Annotated in this window: 19 protein-coding genes, 1 tRNA gene and 1 pseudogene; 12 read left to right on the top strand and 9 right to left on the bottom strand. The window is 53.0% G+C overall.

What is annotated here, in order from left to right; all coding sequences use genetic code 11:
- Window positions 1-103: 103 nt before the first annotated feature.
- The 3 genes from ITX55_RS06455 to pepA form a co-directional block, all read right to left on the bottom strand.
- Complete coding sequence (locus ITX55_RS06455; RefSeq protein ID WP_197849744.1) at window positions 104-2980, bottom strand: valine--tRNA ligase; 2877 nt, start codon at window positions 2978-2980, stop codon at window positions 104-106.
- Window positions 2981-2992: 12 nt separating this feature from the next.
- A complete protein-coding gene (locus ITX55_RS06460) occupies window positions 2993-3442 on the bottom strand; it encodes a DNA polymerase III subunit chi (RefSeq protein WP_004933353.1) in 450 nt (149 codons plus the stop codon).
- An 84-nt stretch (window positions 3443-3526) separates the two neighbouring features.
- Window positions 3527-5038 carry a leucyl aminopeptidase gene (pepA, locus tag ITX55_RS06465; protein ID WP_004933352.1) on the bottom strand — a complete coding sequence of 504 codons (1512 nt, stop codon included), beginning with the start codon at window positions 5036-5038 and terminating at the stop codon, window positions 3527-3529.
- A 282-nt stretch (window positions 5039-5320) separates the two neighbouring features.
- On the opposite strand from pepA, the pseudogene lptF reads away from it, so the two are divergent.
- The 7 genes and pseudogenes from lptF to ITX55_RS06500 all read left to right on the top strand — a co-directional run bounded on the left by lptF (window position 5321) and on the right by ITX55_RS06500 (window position 12146).
- Window positions 5321-6414: pseudogene (lptF, locus tag ITX55_RS06470) on the top strand (LPS export ABC transporter permease LptF).
- Window positions 6414-7484, top strand: a complete 1071-nt coding sequence (lptG, locus tag ITX55_RS06475; RefSeq protein WP_047025123.1) for an LPS export ABC transporter permease LptG — start codon at window positions 6414-6416, stop codon at window positions 7482-7484. The pseudogene lptF and the gene lptG overlap by 1 nt, the downstream one beginning before the upstream one ends.
- A gap of 151 nt (window positions 7485-7635) precedes the next feature.
- On the top strand, window positions 7636-8355 hold the full coding sequence (locus ITX55_RS06480; RefSeq protein ID WP_206196471.1) for a LuxR family transcriptional regulator: 720 nt from the start codon (window positions 7636-7638) through the stop codon (window positions 8353-8355).
- A gap of 989 nt (window positions 8356-9344) precedes the next feature.
- Window positions 9345-9429 (top strand) — tRNA-Leu (locus ITX55_RS06485).
- 214 nt (window positions 9430-9643) lie between these two features.
- On the top strand, window positions 9644-9952 hold the full coding sequence (locus ITX55_RS06490; protein ID WP_223084934.1) for a hypothetical protein: 309 nt from the start codon (window positions 9644-9646) through the stop codon (window positions 9950-9952).
- A gap of 59 nt (window positions 9953-10011) precedes the next feature.
- Window positions 10012-10992 carry a DNA cytosine methyltransferase gene (locus ITX55_RS06495; protein WP_197776719.1) on the top strand — a complete coding sequence of 327 codons (981 nt, stop codon included), beginning with the start codon at window positions 10012-10014 and terminating at the stop codon, window positions 10990-10992.
- Window positions 10989-12146: a restriction endonuclease gene (locus tag ITX55_RS06500; RefSeq protein WP_197776718.1), complete on the top strand. Its 1158-nt coding sequence runs from the start codon at window positions 10989-10991 to the stop codon at window positions 12144-12146. Before ITX55_RS06495 ends, ITX55_RS06500 begins: the two co-directional genes overlap by 4 nt.
- Before the next feature lie 33 nt (window positions 12147-12179).
- Here ITX55_RS06500 and ITX55_RS06505 read toward each other — a convergent pair whose 3' ends face one another.
- The 4 genes from ITX55_RS06505 to ITX55_RS06520 all read right to left on the bottom strand — a co-directional run bounded on the left by ITX55_RS06505 (window position 12180) and on the right by ITX55_RS06520 (window position 16567).
- Entirely contained in the window at window positions 12180-12995 is an 816-nt protein-coding gene (locus tag ITX55_RS06505; protein ID WP_223084936.1) for a hypothetical protein, read from the bottom strand.
- Window positions 12932-13522 carry a hypothetical protein gene (locus ITX55_RS06510; RefSeq protein WP_223084938.1) on the bottom strand — a complete coding sequence of 197 codons (591 nt, stop codon included), beginning with the start codon at window positions 13520-13522 and terminating at the stop codon, window positions 12932-12934. The genes ITX55_RS06505 and ITX55_RS06510 overlap by 64 nt, the downstream gene beginning before the upstream one ends.
- The gene (locus ITX55_RS06515) at window positions 13519-15657 is read right to left on the bottom strand and encodes an ATP-binding protein (RefSeq protein WP_197776716.1); all 2139 of its coding nucleotides are present in this window, start codon (window positions 15655-15657) and stop codon (window positions 13519-13521) included. The genes ITX55_RS06510 and ITX55_RS06515 overlap by 4 nt, the downstream gene beginning before the upstream one ends.
- A gap of 439 nt (window positions 15658-16096) precedes the next feature.
- On the bottom strand, window positions 16097-16567 hold the full coding sequence (locus ITX55_RS06520; protein WP_255612272.1) for an ash family protein: 471 nt from the start codon (window positions 16565-16567) through the stop codon (window positions 16097-16099).
- A gap of 359 nt (window positions 16568-16926) precedes the next feature.
- Here ITX55_RS06520 and ITX55_RS06525 point away from each other — a divergent pair, with 359 nt between their 5' ends.
- The 3 genes from ITX55_RS06525 to ITX55_RS06535 are packed head-to-tail and all read left to right on the top strand — an operon-like array spanning window position 16927 to window position 18366.
- Window positions 16927-17754 carry an RNase A-like domain-containing protein gene (locus ITX55_RS06525; protein WP_223084940.1) on the top strand — a complete coding sequence of 276 codons (828 nt, stop codon included), beginning with the start codon at window positions 16927-16929 and terminating at the stop codon, window positions 17752-17754.
- Between the two features lie 4 nt (window positions 17755-17758).
- Complete coding sequence (locus ITX55_RS06530; protein WP_223084942.1) at window positions 17759-18046, top strand: contact-dependent growth inhibition system immunity protein; 288 nt, start codon at window positions 17759-17761, stop codon at window positions 18044-18046.
- Entirely contained in the window at window positions 18043-18366 is a 324-nt protein-coding gene (locus ITX55_RS06535; RefSeq protein ID WP_223084944.1) for a contact-dependent growth inhibition system immunity protein, read from the top strand. The genes ITX55_RS06530 and ITX55_RS06535 overlap by 4 nt, the downstream gene beginning before the upstream one ends.
- Before the next feature lie 34 nt (window positions 18367-18400).
- On the opposite strand, the gene ITX55_RS06540 is transcribed toward ITX55_RS06535, so the two are convergent.
- Together ITX55_RS06540 and ascF are read right to left on the bottom strand one after the other, a co-directional pair.
- Window positions 18401-19831 carry a 6-phospho-beta-glucosidase gene (locus ITX55_RS06540; RefSeq protein ID WP_033651415.1) on the bottom strand — a complete coding sequence of 477 codons (1431 nt, stop codon included), beginning with the start codon at window positions 19829-19831 and terminating at the stop codon, window positions 18401-18403.
- 144 nt (window positions 19832-19975) lie between these two features.
- Window positions 19976-21418 (bottom strand): PTS cellobiose/arbutin/salicin transporter subunit IIBC, encoded by a 1443-nt coding sequence (gene ascF, locus ITX55_RS06545; RefSeq protein ID WP_182073998.1) that lies wholly within the window; start codon window positions 21416-21418, stop codon window positions 19976-19978.
- Window positions 21419-21702: 284 nt separating this feature from the next.
- Between ascF and ITX55_RS06550 the strand changes: the two genes are divergently transcribed.
- Window positions 21703-22722 carry a LacI family DNA-binding transcriptional regulator gene (locus tag ITX55_RS06550; RefSeq protein WP_156965084.1) on the top strand — a complete coding sequence of 340 codons (1020 nt, stop codon included), beginning with the start codon at window positions 21703-21705 and terminating at the stop codon, window positions 22720-22722.
- A 640-nt stretch (window positions 22723-23362) separates the two neighbouring features.
- Window positions 23363-24427, top strand: coding sequence for a dTDP-glucose 4,6-dehydratase (gene rffG, locus ITX55_RS06555; protein ID WP_042783600.1), 1065 nt, complete (start codon window positions 23363-23365; stop codon window positions 24425-24427).
- Window positions 24428-24436 lie beyond the last annotated feature (9 nt).

The following is a 24436-nucleotide window of genomic DNA, read 5'->3' on the forward strand; positions in this document are numbered from 1 at the left end:
GTAATATCTTGTAATAACATCTAACCCGGCCCGGATGCAACGGCGATAAAAAAACAGCGGGGAAGACCCCGCTGTTTTTCAGGCGTTGGCGTGAGCCGGCGGATTACAGCGCGGCGATGGTCGCCTGCTGTTCCTGCAGCTTCACTTTGCCTTCTTTGCAGGCCGCCAGACGATCGCGTTCTTTGGCGACCACCGCTTCCGGCGCGCGCGCCACGAAGCCTTCGTTCGCCAGCTTGCCTTCGATCGCGGCGATTTCCGCATCCAGTTTGCCCATCTCTTTGGCCAGACGCGCGATCTCGGCGTCCTTGTCGATGAAACCGGCCATCGGGATCAGCAGCTCAGCGCCGTCCACCAGCTTGGTGACGGAGACCGGGCCTTTCTCACCGGCCGGCAGCAGCGCGATGGATTCCAGGCGCGCCAGACGGGCGATAAAGCTTTGGTTCTCCTGCACGCGGCGCTGGGCGTCGGCGCTGCAGTTGCGCAGCAGCACGTCGAGCGCTTTGCTTGGCGCGATGTTCATCTCGGCGCGGATGTTGCGCACGGCGATGATGGTTTGTTTGATCCACTCCAGATCGTTCAGCGCCTGCTCGTCTTCCAGCGCGGCGTCGTAGGCCGGGAACGGCTGCAGCATGATGGTGTCTGCGGTCGTGCCGGTCAGCGGCTTCACGCGCTGCCAGATGGTTTCGGTGATGAATGGAATGATCGGGTGCGCCAGGCGCAGCAGCGCTTCCAGCACGGTAATCAGCGTGTGGCGGGTGCCGCGCTGTTCCGCTTCGCTGCCGTTGCTCACCACCGGCTTGGTCAGCTCCAGATACCAGTCGCAGAACTGGTTCCAGGTGAATTCGTACAGGATGTTGGCCGCCAGATCGAAGCGGTAGGTGTCCAGCGCTTCGCGGTAGGCTTTCACCGTGCGGTTGAATTCGGCCAGGATCCAGCGATCCGCCAGCGACAGCACTTTCTCGCCGCCGTTAAAGCCGCAGTCGTGCGCTTCGGTGTTCATCAGCACGAAGCGGCTGGCGTTCCACAGCTTGTTACAGAAGTTGCGGTAGCCTTCCAGGCGCTTCATGTCCCAGTTGATGTCGCGGCCGGTCGAGGCCAGCGCCGCCAGGGTGAAGCGCAGGGCGTCGGTGCCGTGCGGCTCGATGCCGTTCGGGAACTGTTTCTCGGTGCGCTTGCGGATTTTCTCCGCCAGCTGCGGCTGCATCATGTTGCCGGTGCGTTTTTCCAGCAGATCTTCCAGCGAGATGCCGTCGACCATGTCCAGCGGATCGATCACGTTGCCTTTCGACTTGGACATCTTCTGGCCTTCGTCGTCGCGGATAAGGCCGGTCATGTAGACGGTCTTGAACGGCACCTGCGGCTTGCCGTTTTCATCCTTGATGAAGTGCATGGTCAGCATGATCATGCGCGCGATCCAGAAGAAGATGATGTCGAAGCCGCTGACCATCACGCTGGTCGGGTGGAAGGTTTTCAGCGCCTCGGTCTGCTCCGGCCAGCCCAGGGTGGAGAAGGTCCACAGGCCGGACGAGAACCAGGTGTCCAGCACGTCTTCGTCCTGGGTCAGCACCACGTCGGCGCCCAGGTTGTTCTCGCTGCGCACTTCTTCTTCGCTGCGGCCCACGTAGACTTTGCCGTTCACGTCGTACCAGGCCGGGATGCGGTGGCCCCACCACAGCTGACGCGAGATGCACCAGTCCTGAATGTCGCGCATCCAACTGAAGTACATGTTTTCGTACTGCTTCGGCACGAACTGGATATCGCCCTGTTCGACCGCTTCCACCGCCACTTTGGCCAGCGGCGCGGTGCGCACGTACCATTGGTCGGTCAGCATCGGCTCGATCACCACGCCGCCGCGGTCGCCGTAAGGCACCGTCAGGTCGTGCGGTTTGACCTCGTCCAGCAGGCCCAGATTATCGAAGGCGGCAACCACCGCTTTCCGCGCCGCGAAACGCTCCAGGCCGCGGAACTCGGCCGGGATTTCGCTGCAGTAGTCGGTGCAGACTTCGCCCAGGGTGTTGAACACTTCCGCTTCCTGACGGATGTCGCCGTCGAAAGTCAGAATGTTGATCATCGGCAGGCCGTGGCGTTTGCCGACTTCGTAGTCGTTGAAATCGTGCGCCGGGGTGATCTTCACGCAGCCGGTGCCTTTTTCCATATCGGCGTGTTCGTCGCCGACGATACGGATGCGGCGGCCGACCAGCGGCAGAATGATCTCTTTGCCGATCAGGTCTTTATAGCGCGGATCTTCCGGGTTGACCGCCACGCCGGTATCGCCCAGCACGGTTTCCGGACGGGTGGTGGCGACCACCAGGTAGTCTTTGCCCTCGGCGGTTTTCGCGCCGTCGGCCAGCGGGTAGCGCAGGTGCCACATGGAGCCTTTGGATTCGCGGTTTTCCACTTCCAGATCGGAGATGGCGGTGCGCAGCTTCGGATCCCAGTTCACCAGGCGCTTGCCGCGGTAGATCAGGTCTTCTTTGTGCAGACGGACAAACACTTCGCGCACCGCGTTCGACAGGCCTTCGTCCATGGTGAAGCGCTCGCGCTCCCAGTCCACGGAGTTGCCCAGACGGCGCATCTGGCGGGTGATGGTGCCGCCGGATTCCGCCTTCCACTGCCAGATTTTGTCGATGAACGCGTCACGGCCGTAGTCGTGGCGGGTTTTGCCTTCTTCCGCGGCGATCTTGCGCTCCACCACCATCTGGGTGGCGATGCCGGCGTGGTCGGTGCCCGCCTGCCACAGGGTGTTTTTACCCTGCATGCGCTGATAGCGAATCATGGTGTCCATGATGGTCTGCTGGAACGCGTGGCCCATGTGCAGGCTGCCGGTGACGTTCGGCGGCGGGATCATGATGCAGAAGCTTTCCTGGCTGGTGTCGCCGTTCGGCTTGAAGTAACCCTGATTCTCCCAGTGATCGTACAGCTTCTGTTCGATCTGTTTTGGGTCGTATGCGGTGTCGAGCTGACTGTTTGTCTTTTCCATTCTTTATCGTATTCAGTGAGTTGGCGGCGTAGCCGTGGTCAAATGGAAGCCGACGCTGCGATAGGCCTTGTAACGGTCGCGCGCCAACTGTTTCAGAGTGTCTTCGTAAGGAACGAAGTCTACCACTTCATGGAAAGCGGTAGCAAAATCGGCAAACTGCGGCAGCAGGGCGATCAGCAGATCGCGCGGGGCATTGCCGCGCTTGCCGGGCCAGCACAGTTCCACCGGCGCGCCATAGTGCGGCCCTTCGCCGGCCAGGTTGTGCGGCACGAATTCATGCGGCTCGCGCTGCCACAGCGCTTCGTCCAGCCGCTGGGCCTGCTCCTGACTCTCGCAGGCGATCAGCACCCGCTTGCCGGCGCGGAAGCCGTTGGCGGCAACGGCGCAGGCCACGGCCTCATGGGCGCTGAGCGCGCCTGACGGTTCCGCGTTGTCGAGCAAATAAAACGTCGCCTGTTTCATTAAGGATCCACCGCTGCCGATAAAAAAATGTAGGGGCACAGCATGCTGTGCCCCTTGGGATTATACCTGAATTACCGCTCAGATTTAATCGTCGCCGTTCAGGCCTGCACGGTTCAGCAAGAACTGAGACAGCAGCGCCACCGGGCGGCCGGTCGCGCCCTTGGCTTTACCGGAGCGCCAGGCGGTGCCGGCGATGTCCAGGTGCGCCCAGGTGTACTTGCGGGTGAAGCGCGACAGGAAGCAGGCGGCGGTGATGGCGCCGCCAGGGCGGCCACCGATGTTCGCCATGTCGGCGAAGTTGGAGTCCAGCTGCTCGTAGTACTCGTCGGCCATCGGCAGGCGCCAGGCGCGGTCGCCTGCCTGCTCGGAAGCGCCCAGCAGCTCGTGCGCCAGCGGGTTGTGGTTCGACATCAGGCCGGTGATGTGGTGGCCCAAGGCGATCACGCAGGCGCCGGTCAGGGTGGCGATGTCGATCACCAGCTCCGGTTCGAAGCGCTCGACGTAGGTCAGGGTGTCGCACAGCACCAGGCGGCCTTCGGCGTCGGTGTTCAGCACCTCGACGGTCTGGCCGGACATGGTGGTCAGCACGTCGCCCGGACGATACGCCCGGCCGCCCGGCATGTTTTCACAGCCGGCCAGCACGCCGATCACGTTCAGCGGCAGGTTCAGCTCCGCCACCACGCGCATCACGCCGTACACGGTCGCCGCGCCGCACATGTCGTATTTCATCTCGTCCATGCCGTCGGCCGGTTTGATCGAGATGCCGCCGGAGTCGAAGGTCAGCCCTTTGCCTACCAGCACGATCGGCTTAGCGTCCGGATTTGGGTTGCCCTTATATTCCATCACCGACATCAATGATTCGTTCTGCGAACCGGCGCCGACCGCCAGATAGGCGTTCATGCCCAGCTCTTTCATCTGCTGTTCGCCGATGACGCGGGTGGTGATGTTAGTGCTGAAGGCGTCCGCCAGTTGGCGGGCCTGCGAGGCCAGGTAGCCGGCGTTACAGATGTTCGGCGGCATGTTGCCGAGATCTTTGGCCGCCTTGATGCCGGAAGCCACCGCCAGGCCGTGCTGGATGGCGCGCTCGCCGCTGGTGAGCTCACGGCGGGTCGGCACGTTGAACACCATTTTGCGCAGCGGACGACGCGGCTCCACCTTGTTGCTTTTCAGCTGATCGAAGGTGTAGAGCGTCTCTTTGGCGGTTTCCACCGCCTGACGCACTTTCCAGTAGGTGTTGCGGCCTTTCACGTGCAGTTCGGTCAGGAAGCAGACCGCTTCCATCGAGCCGGTGTCGTTGAGGGTATTGATGGTTTTCTGGATCACCTGCTTGTATTGGCGCTCATCGAGCTCGCGCTCTTTGCCGCAGCCGATCAGCAGGATGCGCTCGGAGAGAATGTTGGGCACATGGTGCAGTAGCAGCGTCTGCCCGACCTTGCCTTCCAGTTCGCCACGGCGCAGCAATGCGCTGATATAACCATCACTGATTTTGTCGAGTTGTTCTGCGATAGGGGACAGGCGGCGCGGTTCGAAAACGCCGACTACAATACAGGCACTGCGCTGTTTTTCCGGGCTACCGCTTTTTACACTGAACTCCATGCACTCTCCTGAATCTTAAAGACAAAGGCGGACGCTACGGCTAGAATAACCGACTCCGTAACGATCTCCTGCCATTTGAGTTAACGGATTATGTTAACCTGAACGGCATAAATTGCTCTGTTTTGGCGACTATAAGCAAGTTCCTATAGGACACCCAAACGGCTTGATGTTGTAATACTATTTTAGCTGTGAAGGTTGCCATATGATGAGAATAAATGGCGGATTAACGATGAAATTATCGATTTTCCTGCAAAAAGACAAGTTTTCACAGGCGTAATAAGCGTGATCATCATAAGATATCTGGTACGGGAAACGCTCAAGAGCCAAATCGCCATCCTGTTCATCCTGCTTCTGATCTTCTTTTGTCAGAATTTGGTCAGGGTGTTGGGCGACGCGGTGGACGGCAATATCCCGACAAACTTAGTACTCTCTCTGCTCGCGTTGGGCGTGCCGAAAATGGCGCAGCTCATCCTGCCTTTGAGCCTGTTTCTCGGCTTGCTGATGACGCTTGGGCGGTTGTATACCGAGAGCGAAATCACCGTCATGCACGCCTGCGGGCTGGGCAAACGCACCCTGATTATCGCCGCCATGATCCTGGCGCTGCTCACCTCTGCGATCGCGGCGGTGAACGTATTTTGGGCCGGCCCTGGGCCTCGCGCTATCAGGACGTGGTGGTGAACGAAGCCAAGGCCAACCCGAGCATCGCCGGGCTGGCGGAAGGGCAGTTCAAACCCTCGCAGGACGGCAACGCGGTGCTGTTTATCGGCAACGTGAAGGGCAGCACCTTCAACGACGTGTTCCTGGCGCAGCTGCGGCCGAACGGCAACCAACGCCCGTCGGTGGTGGTGGCCGAGCACGGCAACATCGTGCAGCAGAAAGACGGCTCGCAGGTGGTGACGCTCGACAAGGGCACCCGCTTTGAAGGCACCGCGCTGCTGCGCGACTTCCGCATTACCGACTTCACCGACTACAAGGCGGTGATTGGCCACCGCACCGTGGCGGCGGACAACACCGAATCCGAACAGATGTCGATGCAGACGCTGTGGGAATCCGACGATCCGGACGCGCGCGCCGAATTCCACTGGCGCCTGACGTTGGTGGTGTCGGTGGCGCTGATGGCGCTGCTGGTGGTGCCGCTCAGCGTGGTGAACCCGCGCCAGGGCCGCGTGCTGAGCATGCTGCCGGCCATCCTGCTGTACCTGATCTTCTTCCTGCTGCAGACCTCGCTGCGCTCCAACGCCGGCAAGGGCAAGCTGGATCCGATGCTGTGGCTGTGGCTGGTTAACGGCGTTTACTTCGCGCTGGCGCTGGCGCTGAACCTGTGGGATACCGTGCCGATGCGCAAGCTGCGCGCACGCCTGAGAGGAGCGGCCTGATGTTTGGCGTATTAGACCGTTATATCGGTAAAACGATTTTCAACACCATCATCATGACGCTGTTCATGCTGGTGTCGCTGTCAGGCATTATCAAGTTCGTCGATCAGCTGCGCAAGGTCGGCCAGGGCGAATACACCGCGCTGAGCGCCGGCATGTACACCCTGCTGAGCGTGCCGAAAGACATCGAGACTTTCTTCCCGATGGCGGCGCTGCTCGGCGCGCTGCTCGGCCTGGGCCAGCTGGCGACGCGCAGCGAACTGGTGGTGATGCAGGCTTCCGGCTTCACCCGCCTGCAGATCGCCGGCTCGGTGATGAAAACCGCCATTCCGCTGGTGCTGCTGACCATGGCGATCGGCGAGTGGGTGGCGCCGCAGGGCGAGCAGATGGCGCGCAACTACCGCGCCCAGCAGATGTACGGCGGCTCGCTGCTCTCCACCAAGAGCGGGCTGTGGGCGAAGGACGGCAACGACTTCATCTACATCGAGCGCGTCTCCGGCGATAAAGAACTCTCCGGCGTCAACATCTACCACTTCAACGATCAGCGTCGCCTGGAGACGGTGCGCTATGCCGCCACCGCCAGCTTCGAGAACGGCCTGTGGCAGCTTTCGCAGGTGGACACCTCGGATCTGACCAACCCGAAACAGGTGACCGGCACCCAGACGCTGACCGGCGAATGGAAAACCAACCTGACCCCGGACAAGCTGGGCGTGGTGGCGCTGGATTCGGATTCGCTCTCCATCAGCGGGCTGCACAACTACGTGAAGTACCTGAAGCAGAGCGGCCAGGAATCCAACAAATACCAGCTCAACATGTGGCGAAAAATCTTCTCGCCGCTGTCGGTGGCGGTGATGATGCTGATGGCGCTGTCGTTTATCTTCGGCCCGCTGCGCAGCGTGCCGATGGGCATCCGCGTGGTGACCGGCATCAGCTTCGGCTTCCTGTTCTACGTGCTGGATCAGATCTTCGGCCCGCTGAGCATGGTTTACAGCATGCCGCCGGTGCTGGGGGCACTGCTGCCGAGCATGCTGTTCCTGCTGATCAGCGTGTACATGCTGCTCAAACGCAAGTAGCGGGGCGAGCGGTATGGGAAAAGGCGTGGCCGCGGGGCCGCGCCTTTTTTGTGGGTGCGGCATGCCCCCGGTGAACCACTCCCCCGACCTGTCGCTTTTCGTCGTGCTATAGTCAACCCTGCGGCATGCGGATAGAGGGAGCGGGCAGTCAATGGAAGACGAATACAATCTCAGCAATATCATCGGCAAGCGCCTGGAAGCGGCGTTGGGGGAGTTGGGCGAGCTCCTGTGGGCGTATGTGGTGTTATCCAAAAAAGACATTTCCTGTATTTTTGGCGTCACCAACTACCCGACTGAATGGGTCAACAAGTATCAAGAGCAGGGTTTGCAGTACATTGATCCGGTGGTGATTACCGCCCGCAACCGCCTGACCCCCTTCGCCTGGGACGAGCAAATCATGGCCGACTCAGGGCTGCATTTTCCCGAACTGTTCGAGCAGGCCCGCGAGTTTGGCGTGACGCACGGCTATACCTTCGTATTGCACGATTACAACAACAATCTCGTCACGCTTTCCTTTGCCTTCAGCGCAGAACAGAAAGCGGAAATCATCCCGGCGCTCATCGAACGTAAAGGTGAAATCTCGGTATTGCTGGCCTCAATCCATGAGTCGTATCTGGCGCTGGCCCCGCCGTCAGATAAAAACGCCGCGGCGCTGGAAGGCAATGCCCGCTTTACCGACAGGGAAAACGAAATCCTCTATTGGGCCAGCGTGGGTAAAACCTACCAGGAAACGGCGATGATCCTGGGCATAAAGACCGGCACCATCAAGTACCATATGTCCAACGTCGTCAAAAAGTTGGGGGTAACGAATGCCCGACATGCCGTGCGCCTGGGGATGGAGCTGCGGCTGATTAAACCGGTGGATGAATAGGCTGCTCGCTCACGGCAGCTTTCGAACCGGGAAATGATGGGCGTTAATCGGTATTGAGTGGGCAGCGTGGCGGCTCACGAGAGGGAAGCAATACAGCACCGGCCCTGATTTCTACGATGTGAAATAATAACCTGCATGAACTGATAAAGGTCTAGTAAGGGACTGTACTTTAGTCTAACTAGTTTCTCACCCCTTAAGGCGATACACTTTCCCGGTAATGTTTTGATAAAAAATATAAAAAAAACCTGACCGCGTAGGTCAGGCTGCCAATATTGGCCAACACCAGGGAAAATTTTCTTACATCATCTTAAAGCTATTAACTCTGCAGAGGCAAGTGTTCTCTGCTGGTTTTTACGCCTTGAGTTGCTATTTTGTTACGTATGTACGCTATTTTCTGGTGATTTTAGATAAACCCCGATCTAAACGAAATAGCGTCTCTCCCCTGAAGGCAGCATTCCGCTTCTATATTTCCCATCTGACATTCATTAATGAAAAAATAGTGTTCTCGGAATGTTGCGCAACCTCATTCTTTATTCGCTGACACATTGGCGTGCAATTATTTGCAGCATTGCCATTACGGCTGGGGATTATTTTGTTTTTGCCAGGCGCAGGGTGAGACAGTGGCGATGGGGGAGGCAGGTGCTACCTTCCGCGTGGCGGGCTCCTGAACCTGTTTCGCTAGTTGGGCGAGCGGCTCTGGCTAGTGAGAGTGAGTGGCGTACGGCACAGGAGCGATCATTGTGCTGTGCAACGATGCTGAAACCTGGGATCGGATGGTATTGCGTGAGTGTGGCGCCTTATCCTGGATGCTCGTTGCAACAGCCTGCTCACCATTAACAGGGTTGTGAAGGGCGTGGAGCGAGAAGACGGGGCGGGCAAACGCGCCCTGCGGCGGTTTTTTCGACACTTAACTCATTGAACAACGGATAAGTGTTGCGTGCTGGTCGCGGGAAGGTATAATTCACCCGTTTTCCGCATACTACTTCAGTGCCGAAGTGGCGAAATCGGTAGACGCAGTTGATTCAAAATCAACCGTAGAGATACGTGCCGGTTCGAGTCCGGCCTTCGGCACCATTAAGTACCGCGCGAACAAGAAGCCACCGAAAGGTGGTTTTTTTGTGCCTGGAATCTGCCCGCCACCACTACCTGCTTATTTTCACTCTGTATTGACGCATTTCTCATCCCCGTAAAAACCAGATCTTCCTTATGCCTTCCTAAGGCCTATCTGATTGACCTTAAAAACTAAAATGACGTTCCATTGAACTCTTTCGGATCAAGGAGTTCCAGGATGGAGCCACAACAGGAAGGGATCACGCGGGCGTTAACACCGGGCGAAGTCAATCTGGCGCGTTCGGTGTTTGGCAGCACCATTTTCTATCAGAGCGTGTTGGTTCACTGCGACAGCTACCTGCCGTTTGGGTTGCAGAATCAGTACACGGCGATGAGCCCGAATGGGGAGTTGTATTTTCGCAGGTCACTCTATGAAAGAGATTATGCGAACCAAGATCCTGAAGCTCAGCATCTTTTTATTCATGAGATGGCACACGTTTGGCAGCACCAGAAGGGCATGTGGGTAGGTGTTCGTGTAAGGAGCTAGCAAACTAACCAAATGCCTGGTAATCTTCAACTATATGCTTTCTTAAAAGAAGTTTAATTATGGTAACTTTTGTTGATCTTTTCTGTGGTGGTGGATTTGGTGCTCGTGGGGCTGTAAGGGGGGGCGGGCAGCCTCTACTAGGTCTTGATGCTTGGGAGCTCGCGACTCAAACCTATAAAGCCAATTTTCCTGGTGCCGACGTTATTACAAGTTTCATAGAAGATGTTGATGTTGAAAATCTTGGCGGAAAGTACAAACCTGACGTCTTGCTCACTTCACCAGAGTGCACTGCTCATTCTATAGCCAAGGGGGCTAAAGAAGGCTCAGAAAGTAGTCGAGAAACAGCTTTAGGTATAGTGCCGTGGATAAAAGCTATGGATGCCCGTTGGGTCATTGTTGAAAACGTTAATAGGATGAAAAAGTGGGATCGGCACGATGAGTTGGTCAAAACTATCGAAGGACTAGGATATAAGGTCAGTGATTTATTGCTTAACTCATTTGATTTTGGATCGCCACAGGCGCGTAAAAGAATGTTTCTTATTTGTGATAAAAAAGGCTCAACTGTAACTCAGAATGAATTATTAAAAATACTTTCACCTAATAAAAAAATAGCCAGGGATGTAATTAACTGGAAGGCAGATTATAAGAAAAATAAATTATACAGTCCTAAACGAGCTAAGGCGACAATAGAACGAGCTGAACGAGCAATTTCTGAACTTGGTAAGAATGTTCCTTTTATAATAGTTTACTATGGTTCAGATTATGCTGGCGGATGGCAATCATTAGATGTGCCATTAAGGACCATCACAACAATAGATCGTTTTGGTTTGGTTACCTGGGAAAATGACGAGCCATTCATTAGAATGCTTCAGCCGGATGAATTACTGCTAGCTATGGGAGGGGGAGAAGAACATATACTTCCTTTTGGGAATAGACGTAATAAAGTCAAGTTATGTGGTAATGGAGTTTGTTCTGATGTTATGACTTCAATATTTAAATGGATAAATTTAAAACAAAATGAAAGTGGAAACATTGAATGATTTTCTCTGACTTACATTTAGCTGATTTATATATAGATGAGATATATGGGGGATCGAGAAATGGTAATGCATCAGATGATCCTTTACCACAATTATTATCTGTCGATAATGGTGCGGGTTTCAGACATTTGGGGAAAAGGCCCAGTGTAGAGACTTTGAAACTGTTAGTTTTAAAAACAAATTTTTCAGACCCTAGCTGGCCTGATATGATAGATAAAGAGAATGGAACTTTTATATACTATGGAGATAATAGGAAGCCAGGAGATATTCATAAAACTAATAGACAAGGTAATTTAATTCTTAAGAATCTGTTTGATGAAGCTCATTCTAGTAAAAAAAGCCTCCATTTTCCTCCTATTTTTATTTTTTCAAATAGTGGTGTTTATAGAGATGTTGTATTCTTAGGGCTTGCAGTTCCCGGAGCAATTGGTTTAAGTTCTGATGATGATTTGATTGCAATATGGAGAAAAAGTGAGGAAGGAAATAGATTTCAAAATTATAGGGCAATTTTTACAATTCTAGATGTTCCAAAAGTAAATAGGCAATGGATAAAAGACATACAACTTGGCAATGCGGTTAATTCTATATATGCTCCTAGGCCCTGGCTTGATTGGGTTAAGAGTCGAAAACTAGCACCACTCAGAGCTCAATTATCCAAGAAAGCAAGAACTAAAGCTCAACAAATACCGGAATCAAATGATTTAATAGCATATATAAATTGCATTCACTCATATTATAAAAATAATCCATATGGTTTTGAAAAATGTGCAATTGAGATCGCGAGATTTTTTATGCCCAATATACATCGCTGGGAAATAACTAGGCAATGGAGAGATGGTGGAAGAGATGCAATTGGAACGTATAGATTAGGACTAGATGCAGGGTCTATTGATGTTGAATTTGCATTGGAAGCTAAATGTTATAAATTGAATTCAGGTGTTGGGGTACAAGCTGTATCTCGCTTAATATCAAGATTAAGACATCGACAATTCGGGATAATTGTTACCACGTCATATGTTGATAAACAAGCTTATGAGGAGTTGATAAATGATAACCATCCTGTAGTGGTAATATCAGCAATTGATATAGCTAATAAAGTCAAGGAAAAAATAGGCGGAATAAAAGAATTAACTATCTGGTTAGAAAGGATTTAATTAAGCTTCTTTTATTAAAGAAGCTTAATGATTTTAGTAAACGGGTAACTGTAATATTCCTGGTCTTGACATATAATTACTTGATGTCGATAAAAGGTTCATTAACAGCTGTTCTCTTACCCTATATATTGCACTCCAACCATCACATTCATCTTTTGTTGTTGTTATCGGGAATCGTATGTGTACATATATGTTTGAAATAACATCAGAACCATTGGGTTTATAAACTGGAGATTTCCAAATCGAATCGGATACTTTAATTTCATTTCCGTTCCTATCTAAGCATCTTTCCGCACTAGTTGGAACTTCAACAGCAATTAAATATGTAATCCTTCCCGAATTATTTTGGGCGTGATCACAAACAGCGCCAACTCTTATTAACAAAAATTTACAATCAGTAATTGCTGAACTGCGCATTTTTAGTTCATTACATATGAAACCCTTCAAAGGCATACCTAGAATTTTTTCTATGTCATCAGGTTGGTTTCCAAATGGCCAGTTTACAACTGCCCCCCAATCAGTTGGCCTGATATTTTCATATTCAGGATCAGCAAAATGGAGCATTTTATTTATTAACCCGGCTTCTTCCTGTGTAGCGCATGATAAACGTTCATTATATTTTGTTATGGCTTGAGACCATAAATCATCTGTTCCTTCAGTTTTCTTTTGATTCATTATTCGATCAAATAATATCGGAGAAAGAGCATTATTTACAGCAGCTCTGTGATCATTTGATATGTTATTTTTACCTACAGCTTCTTGTGCAAGACGACTTAACAATATGTCTATTTTATCTGAGTAGCTGTTACCATTCTTGTCTTCATTGGTATTAAATTTAATAAAGAACACAAAGTAGCGCTGGCAGCGTTTAAAACTCCAGCCTCCCACTCTAGCATTGCAGCTAATTGTGGGTTTGAATATACAGCAGATCTTACCGATGTGCGTAGTTTTTCTGGGTTATTTGTCATGCCGTCTTGTGTATTTATAAATTCTATTTTTGATAAACTAATTACGGCGAGTGGTTTTGCATATGACTCAATCCTTTCTATATATTCCTTTAGTTTTTCGCAATAGTCAGGGTATTCGGTCCATAAAACCAATATATATGGCCCTCCGTTAGGATTGATATTCTCCTCAAGGATTCCACATATGATTCCATAATTTTGACGCTGATCGGTAGATGCTTGACCGCCCAACAAATGTAGATCAATGAACAACGCTCTCACGCCTTGAAAGAGATTCTTATCTAGTGTTTTAGATGCTTCAAAATGGATCCCTAAACAAGGTGATCCTAATTTCTGAAAAGCATCTGTAATTGCCGTTAGATGCTCTTTTGTATCATCTAAGACGATGAAACGTGGGGGGGTGAAAATCAAAGCTCTTCTCCTTTTCCAAAAACTAAGGCAATTATTGCACCGTCAAAGCCTTCAGGAATGTTAGCATCTTCAGCAGTAGGGAAAATTAGTCTCCCACCATTTAACTCCATTACCATATTAGCATAGTACAATCCGACACCCATCCCATCTGGACGACGACTAAAGAACGGGTGGGTTAATCTTTCAGGATCATCTTGGAAACCAGGTCCATTATCAGCGATAATTATTGCAGGACCGCCATCAAAATCTGGTTCTATATTGATGTAAATTTTTTGTTCATGATCATGATCGGGCCATCTAACTTGAAGCCAATAGAAGGCATTATCTAACAGGTTATTTAAAGTTCCGAGTAATAATCCAAATGAAAATACACTTTTGAAATCGTCAGCGTCGTCTTCTAGTGCAGGACAATTTAAAGTAACGTTATGGAATCTAAATCGAACTTTATTTATATCTCGAGCTCTTTTAACTAAATGTTTTATACTATTATTTTGTCTTTCACCTTTACGAAGTAACTCGGAAAAACCATCTAATATACGAACCAATTCGTGAGCTTGCTGTTGTAAGGATTTTCCATTACCTCCAGCTTCAATCGCACTATATAATACTCTTACGCCTTGTTCAATTTCATGAAAAACTATTGCTAATCCCATCCCGGAGAGTCCTGCACGCAACATCGTGTCACGCATTTCATTATAGTTCTTTTCTGCCTTATTGATTAATGGGTCCAGCTCAGATGATAAATTATGTTTTTTTGCTGCTTTCCTTAAAGCCTCTAATGGTTTTGTTATATTAACATCTTCTGGATTATTTCCGCTGCTTGTTATTTTTTTTATATTATCTTTGTCAAGCTTGCGCTCTATCTCGAAAATTGACAATGCTCCTAGAACTATTTTTTGTAGTCTTTCATATGAATCATTCTCTACAAATCCCTCGCGATTTGTTTTTTCTTTTAACTGATTACTTAACTCAAGTTTAAGATCCACAGCACCTATTATTATGTTTCTACTTAAATTTCTACCTGGAGTATTTACTCGACGAAGATCAAGGCCTAACCAATCGTCACCAGGTTCACCGTAGTTGTAAACACGTATACTATCTCTATATACTCTTACACCGCCATTTTCATCTAGAAAGTTTTGAATTAATTGGCTGTCAGCGAATTTTGAAATTATATCTCGATCACGATCGAATGCATAGAACGCACCTTTCACTGGACCAATTCCTTCCGATGTTTTTTCATCGGCTGTAATTTTTTTTGGTTTTGTTAGTGTTTGTAAGTCATCATTGATTTCTCGGCGCTCCGCTGGCAGTAATAACTTTTCGTTTACACCAAGATTATTTCTTTTATTGAGTTTTATTCCAGGAATACCATTAAATGAATAATTCCAATTAAAAACACCATTGCTAAAGGTGAACTCGAAAAACCACGGTGCTCTTTTCAATAGAATATCAACATCAGGAACTCCATCAACCCAATCAGAGTGCTCTGGCACTTTTAATATTGTTTTGAATTTATCAGAGCGATTGCTAAAAGGAGATGAAATAGATGTTACTTGTCGTAGCAACCGTCGAACTTCTCCCCGTGTCCATGTTGACTCACGTAATTTTTTTATCGTGATTTGCGTGCCTGTTTTATCCTCTGTAAAAACTATTGGTTCGCGAGTTTTTACCGTTACTGGGGCATCAGATAAAAATGGTTTATGAACTATATCATCCCAGTCGATGGTCACGATACACTCTAAATTATCATGGGCTCTTGTAACTAACTCTATATAATCACCTAACTTGTGCACAGCGAAGCGGCCAAGCCCCTTTTCACCAAGAGGTAATCTTTGTAAACGTGTTCTCTTCAAGGAGTTGCGTTGTAGTTCTCGGTGATCATGCGCTGGTACTAACCAGATATTGCATATTGTCTCTAATGACATACCATCGCCATTATCATAAACAACTATGCTGGGTGCATCTGAATCAAGATTGGCGAGCGTAACTGTTACTTCCTCTGCATCAGCATCATATGCGTTCTTTACTAGTTCAAAAACAGCCAAGCGTGAAGAACCTATTAGCTGATCTCCTAGCAACTGTAGCAATCGTGCTCGAGGTCGAAAGGGAAGTTTGACTTCTTTATTATCCATATAGCACCTGTCGTATAAATGGCAACTTTGTTTATTGTCCAATAAAATATTAATGTGTTGATTATTAAGTTTTTATTCATTCATTGCAAACTACTCATGGTTGAATTATATACCTTTGACATTTCTATGCACAATGCTTCATGGTAAAAACTTCACATATATTATTATCTTGCTAATTATAACTATATATTACTATTTGGTTGATTCCTATATGTTGAATTAGATAGCTAGTAGCTTTAAATTTTTTATAGGGTGGAGCGAGGTGAGAGATAATTAATAAAAGTGGTATTTTTAATGATGCATAAATTTCTTATTATACTTGGAGTGTTTGGTGCTATTTTTACAATCGTTTTTGTTTTTATCAGGAAAATAATTGAAAAAGGCAGTATTACACAGTAATACTGCCCAGCTTTATCACTTATACCCGCTAACCACCTAGTTATTTCAACTCCATCTCCCGCAACGCCTGCCCATAAAGATTACACAACGCAGGAACCAGATGCGCCGTGGCGTTGAGATAGCGATTCAACTGTTCCCAGCCTTCGGCATCCAGCTGTGGGTGTTTTTGCAGCAAGTGGCCGAACAGCATCAGCCCGTGGCACAGACCTTCCGCCTGCTCGGCAGAGAGGGCGGCCAGATCTAAAAGTTCAGAGGGGTTAAAAGCGCTGAGATCGAGGTGGTTAAACAGTTGGCGATAAAGGGTAAGGGTGTTGGCGATGGTTTCAGAAGCGTTGGGTAAGTAAGTGTTTTCCATATCGGCTATTTCCATTGGGTGAGAAATACCGCTACCAGAAGAGACGCTAAACTCGGGTGGTAGCTCGAACGGCGTTAGCGTACCGGCCCCAACGGATACCGGCCTTCCCGGAGGAAGCACCGCCCGAGCCACCATTGTTTGGGTGCGCATCGGCATGCTCGAATTTATACCATATTCGAACAGGGTTGGGGGATTCGGAACGCTAACTCCGGCTACGGATTTTGCCGCAGCGAAAAAACTATAGCGTTATCAGTAAAAGGAAAAAATAAGCTGTATGGAATTACAGTTTGTTTGCTTTCAGCATTGGAATACAGATCGCAGTTATTTATGGTGCTCTTTTATATTTGTAATGTTGTCTATATATAGTGAATATAATTCATGGCATTCCATTCTCTAAATGAATGTTATGCTCAGTAATCCTCTATTCGCGCTACGAAATATTAACCGTTCCAGTATTTATCCTTTCTAGAGCTTATGTTAATCATACGGCTTTGCTCATTCACGGATGAACGAACATGGCGAATGAAGATGAGTTGCGCATTGCCCTGTCGCCGGTGCAGCTTGCGGCGGTGCTGTCTGATGAAAGCGTCACTGAAGGCGAAACGCTCAGTAACCGTCTGCTTGGCGGTTTGGGGCTTGCCGGTGGTGTCGTTGAGCTGATGGGGGCAGGGGTGTTGTGCTATGCGCCGGATCCGACGTTTATCACCAAAGTTGGGTGTGTGGTGGTGGGAACGCATAGCCTGGACAGCATCAAGGCCGCTTCCAATCAGATGATTACCGGGCATCCAACAACTACCGATACTTATCAGTCTGCCGTTTTATTGGCGCAAACATTGGGTGCCGATCGGGAAACGGCCTATAACGTTGGTTTAACGGTCGATATTGCCGTGCCTTTTGTCTTTGCCGGAGCGGTTGGCGCTGCCAGAGTCGCATCCGTGCGTATGGGGCGGGTTAAGCTGGTTGAGCATGAGTCCGTTAGCGGTAAATATCCGGGCGGGCACACATTGGCTCGGCATATAAACATAACTCCGGAAGCGCTTATTGCCAGGCTAGCCAGGCGCCCGAAACTGATTGCAGCAAGCACCTTCAGGTCGGTAAAAGAGGCCGAAAAGTATGTTTCTGTTACGGTAAAGGCAAACCGCGCAGATATTGTGAATTGGGTAAAGTACGCGTCTCCCGGCAGCCGTTTGAGTGTGTATCACAATTTCACAGAATCAGTGGGTTATGGGGTATTACGCGGCAGTACTGACGTCTATCAATGTCACCGGGTTGGCGTTGTGATTGAATTTACCCGCTATAATGGCAAACCTTACTTTATCCTTAGCGCTTTCCCTGCGAGATAAGCCGATGAAAACCAGCGAACTTGAGAACCTGATCGTCGTTTATTTTGGTCAAGATTATGACCTGATAAATGCAGAGGGCGATATTACTGCGCTGATCGCAGAGTACATTCGTCTGGCGACTCATCAGCAGCGCGAGGCTTTGGTTAATGAGATAGATGAGTTACTGGCGCAGGATAATGTGGAGTCATTATTCAGCCAACGTTTCGGCTTTACCTTCAGCCCGGAGCTATGGGGAACCACGGTTCCCGCATTCCTGCAACAGGCCAGAAGCGCTGCGGTGAAAGCGCTTTGAGCACCATCATGATTCACAATCACTTTAGCGAGCTCAGTAGCTTATTCAGTATTTACTTCGGTCAGGATTATGATTTGTTTACTGATGCCGAAACGGCCGAGGGTGTGATTGACGGCTTCCTGGAGCAAAACGGCACTCAAGTCATCCGCGCTATCCTCGAGGAGGCTAAAGAGTTTCAGGCTACTTATGCAGGACGTATATACGAAGGCATGGCGGAGCATTTTTCAGATGAATTTATGCCGGAGAGCTGGGGGTACTACCGCGGTAGCGTTCTTTGCCATGTTGCAACGAAAAGCAGAGCAAAAGCTGGGGCAGCTTAAACGAATTTAAGCCCCCCAACCCCACCGCCCAAACCTACCCCAAATCCCCCCCATTGCTGGCGATCACTTTCTTATACCACCAGAACGATTTCTTGCGGGTGCGGGCGAGGGTGCCGTTGCCCTGGTCGTCGCGGTCGACGTAGACAAAGCCGTAGCGCTTGCTCATTTCGCCGGTTGAGGCGGCCACCAGGTCGATGCAGCCCCAGGTGGTGTAACCCAGCACCGGCACGCCGTCGGCGATGGCGTCGGCCATGGCGCGGATGTGTTCGCGCAGGTAGCTGATGCGGTAGTCGTCCTCAATCTCGCCTGCTGCATTGAACTCGTCGTGTGCGCCCAGGCCGTTTTCCACCAGGAACAGCGGCTTTTGGTAGCGGTCGTACATCATGTTCATGGTGATGCGCAGCCCCAGCGGATCGATGCCCCAGCCCCAGTCGCTGCGCGGCAGGTGCGGGTTCGCCAGCGATTTCACCACGTTGGCGGCGCTGCTGTTGTTGTCGTTCATGTCGGCGGAGGCGCAGCGCGAGGCGTAGTAGCTGAAGGAGACGAAGTCGACGGTGTGCTTCAGGATGTCGGCGTCTTCCGGCGCCATGGCGATGCTCACGCCTTTCTCGCGGAAGACGCGGGCGGCGTAGGAGGGGTAAGCGCCGCGCGCCTGCACGTCGATAAAGAACAGGTTCTCGCGGTCTTTCTCCAGCGCGGCCCACACGTCTTCCGGCTTGCTGGACCACGGGTAGAAGTTGCCGCCGGCCAGCATGCAGCCCACCTGGTTGGCGGGGTTCACTTCATGGGCGATGCGCGTCGCCAGCGCGCTGGCCACCAGTTCGTGGTGCGCGGCCTGGTATTTCACCTGTTCAGGGTTTTCGTCCGCTTCAAACACCAGCCCCGCGCCGGAGAACGGGCTGTGCAGCAGGATGTTGATCTCGTTGAAGGTGAGCCAGTATTTCACCAGCCCGTCGAAGGCTTCGAAGCAGGTGCGGGCGTAGCGGGTGAAAAACTCCACCATCCTGCGGCTGCGCCAGGAGCCGTATTCGGTCACCAGGTGCATCGGCACGTCGAAATGGCACAGGGTGACCAGCGGCTCGATGCCGTATTGGCGGCACTCTTCGAACAGGCTGCGGTAGAAGGCGATGCCTTCGGGGTTGGGCGTCAGCTCGTCGCCGTTGGGGTAAATCCGGCTCCAGGCGATGGAGGTGCGGAACACGGTAAAGCCCATCTCCGCCATCAGCGCGATGTCGTCGCGGTAGCGGTGATAGAAATCGATGGCGTCGTGGCTGGGGTAAAACTCGTCGTCGCGCAGGCTAAAGCGCTTCTCCAGCCCGAGTTTGACCGCCATGCGGTTGGCGCCGTGCGGGAGCATATCGACGGTGGTCAGCCCTTTGCCGCCCTCGCGATAGCCGCCTTCAGCCTGGTTGGCGGCTAAAGCGCCGCCCCATAAAAATCCTTTAGGGAATGTTGAGTCAGACATGCAATCCTCAATACCCGTCATACTTGAAGCTGCATCCGTGTTGGCTGCGTTCACTCACCCGAATCACTTACTTGTGTAAGCTCATCGGGATTCGCTCTCTTGCCGCCTTGATGCCGCTCCAACTATTTAGGGTATAAATATACGTTAATGCGTTGCGCTGGCGGCGTTCGCCGCCGGTGCGGTTTGGCCGGGCGCGGCGGCGTTTTCCGGCAGATCCTCGAAGCCCAGCATCAGCGTGAGCGCGAACGACAGCACCACCGAGAGCGCCATCACCGCCACCACCCACACGATGCTCATCGGGTTGGCCGGATCGAAGAACTGCACGCTGGTGAACAGCCCGGGCGAGGCCATCGAATGGCTGGCCAACCCGCCGATGCCGGCGACCGCGCCGCAGACGAAGCCGCTGATCAGGCTGGCGATCAGCGGCCGTTTCAGGCGCACCGCCACGCCGTACAGCGCCGGTTCGGAAATCCCCGCCACGATGGCGGAGGCGGCGGCGGCCAGCGCGGTCTGGCGCAGCTCGCGGTTCTTGGTTTTCAGCGCCACCGCCAGCGAAGCGCCGCCCAGCGACAGGTTGGCGCCGATCTCCGAAGGCATCACCATGCCCTCTTTGCCGGTCTCGGCGATGGTCTGGATGATGGTCGGGGTGAACACCCGGTGCATGCCGGTGATCACCAGCAGCGGCCAGATCGCCCCCATGATGGCCACGGAAAGCCAGCCCAGGTAGCCGTGCACGGTGTACACCAGCGCAGAGATGCCGCTGCCTATCCAGATGCCGAGCGGCCCGATAAGCAGAATGGCGATCGGCGCGGCGATCAGTACGATCAGCATCGGCTTGAGGAAGTTCTTGGTCACCGCCGGGGTGATGCGATCCACCCCGCGTTCGATGTGCGACAGGATCCAGGTCATCACCAGCGCCGGGATCACCGTGTAGGTGTATTTCACCGCCGTCACCGGGATGAAGGCGAATTCCACCGCCTGGCCCTGCGCCGCCTTGGCCATCAGATCGATAAAGTTGGGATGCACCAGCACCCCGGCGATGGCGATCGCCAAAGACATGTTGGTTTTGAACTTCAGCGCCGCCGAGGCGGCGACCATCACCGGCAGGAAGAAGAACGCGCCGTCGCCGATCACGTTGAGGATGACGAGGGTCGAGGAGCCTTTCTCGAATACCCCGGCCATGTCCAGGATCATCGCCAACAGCTTCACCATCGAGCCGCCGATGATGGCGGGGATCAGGGGCGACATGGTGCCCACCAGCGCGTCGAGAATGCCGGCGCCGATGCCCTTCAGGGTGAGCTTGCGTTTTACCGGGGCGGCGGGGGCCGCCGCGCCTGGCATGCCGAGCGCCAGCACCGCCTGATAGGCTTTGGCCACCTCGTTGCCGATGATCACCTGGCACTGCTCGCCGCTGTGCACCACGCCCAGCACGCCGTTGATGGCCTTCAGCGCCGGCGTGTCGATCCGCGCTTTGTCTTTCACCACGAATCTCAGGCGGGTCATGCAGTGGGTCACGGCCTCGATATTGCCCGTGCCGCCCAGGGCGGCCACGATGGCGTGCGAGATCTCTGCGTAGTTCTTCGGCATGGCGTGTCGTCTCTCAGATAGCAATTCGGATAGCCCAAAGGCGAATATTTACTGCCTGGGCGATCCGTCGTTCCATCCGTATGAAACGCCCACAAGAAACCGGTTTCACAAAATCATGTATTGGTGTTTTGTGGTTGGCAAGAACTATGATTTTTGGCGTTTCGTTTTCGTGATCTGGATCGTCAGAGGTAAGTGCGCACCGACGCGCAGGGGCGCGAAAGCGTTCCAAACGCCGGGCGTCTTGGGTAGACTGCGCTGAACCCATGGATTTTGGCGGCGCACAGATGGCAACGATACTCGAGGTGGCGAAAAAGGCCGGCGTTTCAAAGGCGACGGTGTCGCGCGTTTTGTCCGGCAGCGGCTATGTCAGCGAGGAGAAACGCGCATTGGTGGATAAAGCCATCGCGGAAACCGGCTATCGGCCCAACCTGCTGGCGCGCAGCCTGGCGACCAACACCACCCAAACCCTCGGCCTGGTGGTCACCAACACCCTCTACAGCGGCAACTATTTCAGCGAACTGATGGCGCAGTCGGCGCGCATCATGGAGGCGAACGGCCGTCAACTGATCCTGGCGGACGGCAAGCACACCGCCGAAGAGGAGCGGGCCGCCATTCAGTTTTTGCTGGATCTGCGCTGCGACGGGGTGATCATCTATCCGCGTTTTCTGTCGATCGCGGAAATGGACGAGATCGTCTCCCAACACCGCCAGCCGATTCTGGTGATCAACCGGCGGCTGCGGCTGAACGACAGCTACTGCATCTTCAGCGATCAGCACGCCGCCGGCGCGGCGGCGGTGGCGCACCTGATCGCGCGCGGCCATCGCGACATCGCCTTTATCACCGGTTCGCTCGATTCCCCCACCGGGCTGGAGCGGCTTTCCGGCTACAAATCCGCGCTGGCGCAGCAGGGCATTGCGGTTAACGAGGCGTTGATCGTCGAAGGAAAATGGCACGCGCAAAGCGGCGTGGCGGCGGTCGATGCGCTGCTGGCCGGCGGGCAGCCGTTCAGCGCCATCGTCGCCGGCAACGACGAAATGGCCATCGGCGCGATGAAGCGGCTGGCGGAGCGCGGCGTGGCGGTGCCGGAGGCGGTATCGGTCATCGGCTTCGACGACATCCCGCTGGCGCCCTATACCGTGCCGTCGCTGTCGAGCATGAAGATGCCGGTCACCGAGATGATCCAGGAGACCATCAACCGCCTGCTGTCGATGCTGGACGGCGGCGAGCTCAGCAAGCGCCCCAGCTTCCCGGCCAGCCTGATCGAGCGCGAGTCGGTGGCGGCGGGGCCGTACGAGCGAAGTTGAACTCGGCAATGCGTCCATGTGGTTTGTGAAGGCGTAGGTTGGCCGTACAAGCCGTTATCACCCGGCGCAGCGCCGTCACCCCATAGCCATGACTTTTCGCGATGGCGCGTCAGTCGCTCCCCTTACCACCCTGAGTAATAATCTGAAAGAGCGCCCCAAGGCTGCTCTTTCGGGCCGCTATACGTTATGTTATCCCCCGAAAGTTTGGCCGTTCCCACCCGCTTTTAGCGATTGAAAGCATCACGCTGTCTTCTGCGACGGCATGGCTTCCTGCGTTGCGTCGGTGAACGGTTTCAGTGGCAAACCTTGCGGCCCTGCGGATGAACGGCCTGAGCGTGTCGCCGTCCGGCGGCAATACCCGAGCGACCACCAGAGATTGGCGTCTGTGAGCCAAGGGCGGTAGCGTAGCCGTCCGGCGTTTCCGGCGGCGATACCCGAACACGACGGTTGCGTGCCGACCTAAAACCAACAGAGCTGCGATGCAGCTCTGTTGGTTTTAGGGGCTTGCTCGCGCGGGATTGGGGAATGCTGTGATTCGATGGTCGGCAGGGTGTTTACCCACGACAAGGCCTTTAGCCGTTTTATGCGCATGTAAAACAATGTGGCGATGAAATGACCACGGCGTATTTTAGAGGATTCTATGAAAATTATCGTTACCGGCGGCGCCGGGTTTATTGGCTCGGCCGTTGCCCGCCATATTATCAATGATACCGCTGATCACATTTTGGTGCTGGATAGCCTGACCTATGCCGGCAACCTCGAATCCCTGGCGCCGATCGCCGATAGCGATCGTTACACCTTCGAGCAGGTCGATATCTGCGACCGTCAGGCGTTGGATCGCGTGTTCGCCGCCTTCCAGCCCGATGCGGTGATGCACCTGGCCGCCGAAAGCCACGTCGATCGTTCTATTGACGGCCCGGCCGCCTTTATCGAAACCAACATCGTCGGCACCTACACCTTACTGGAGGCGGCTCGCCAGTATTGGCACGCCCTGGACGCCGAGCGCAAGCAGGCGTTCCGCTTCCATCACATCTCCACCGACGAGGTGTATGGCGATCTGCACGGCACCGACGATCTGTTTACCGAAACCACGCCGTATGCGCCAAGCAGCCCGTATTCCGCCTCCAAAGCCGCCAGCGATCACCTGGTGCGCGCCTGGTTGCGCACCTACGGTTTACCGACCGTCGTCACCAACTGTTCGAACAACTACGGTCCTTACCATTTCCCGGAAAAGCTGATCCCTTTAACGATCCTGAACGCGTTGGAAGGCAAGCCGCTGCCGGTATACGGTAACGGCGCCCAGGTGCGCGACTGGCTGTACGTCGAGGATCACGCGCGGGCGCTGTATAAGGTGGTCACTGAAGGCGCGGTGGGCGAAACCTATAACATCGGCGGCCACAACGAGCGCAAAAATATCGAAGTGGTGCAAACCATTTGCGCGCTGTTGGATGAGCTGGTGCCGAACAAACCGGGCGACATCGCGCATTATGCGGATCTCATCACCTTTGTCACCGACCGCCCTGGGCACGATATGCGCTATGCGATCGACGCCGCCAAAATCGATGCGGAGTTGGGGTGGAAGCCGCAGGAGACCTTTGAAAGCGGCATTCGCAAAACCGTGGAATGGTATCTGGCGAATGAGACCTGGTGGCGCCGGGTGAAAGACGGTTCCTATGCCGGCGAACGTCTGGGTTTGACCCGTTAATCGATTTTT

Origin of the sequence: Serratia sp. EWG9, assembly GCF_019913725.1 — a bacterium.
GTDB lineage: Bacteria > Pseudomonadota > Gammaproteobacteria > Enterobacterales > Enterobacteriaceae > Serratia > Serratia ureilytica.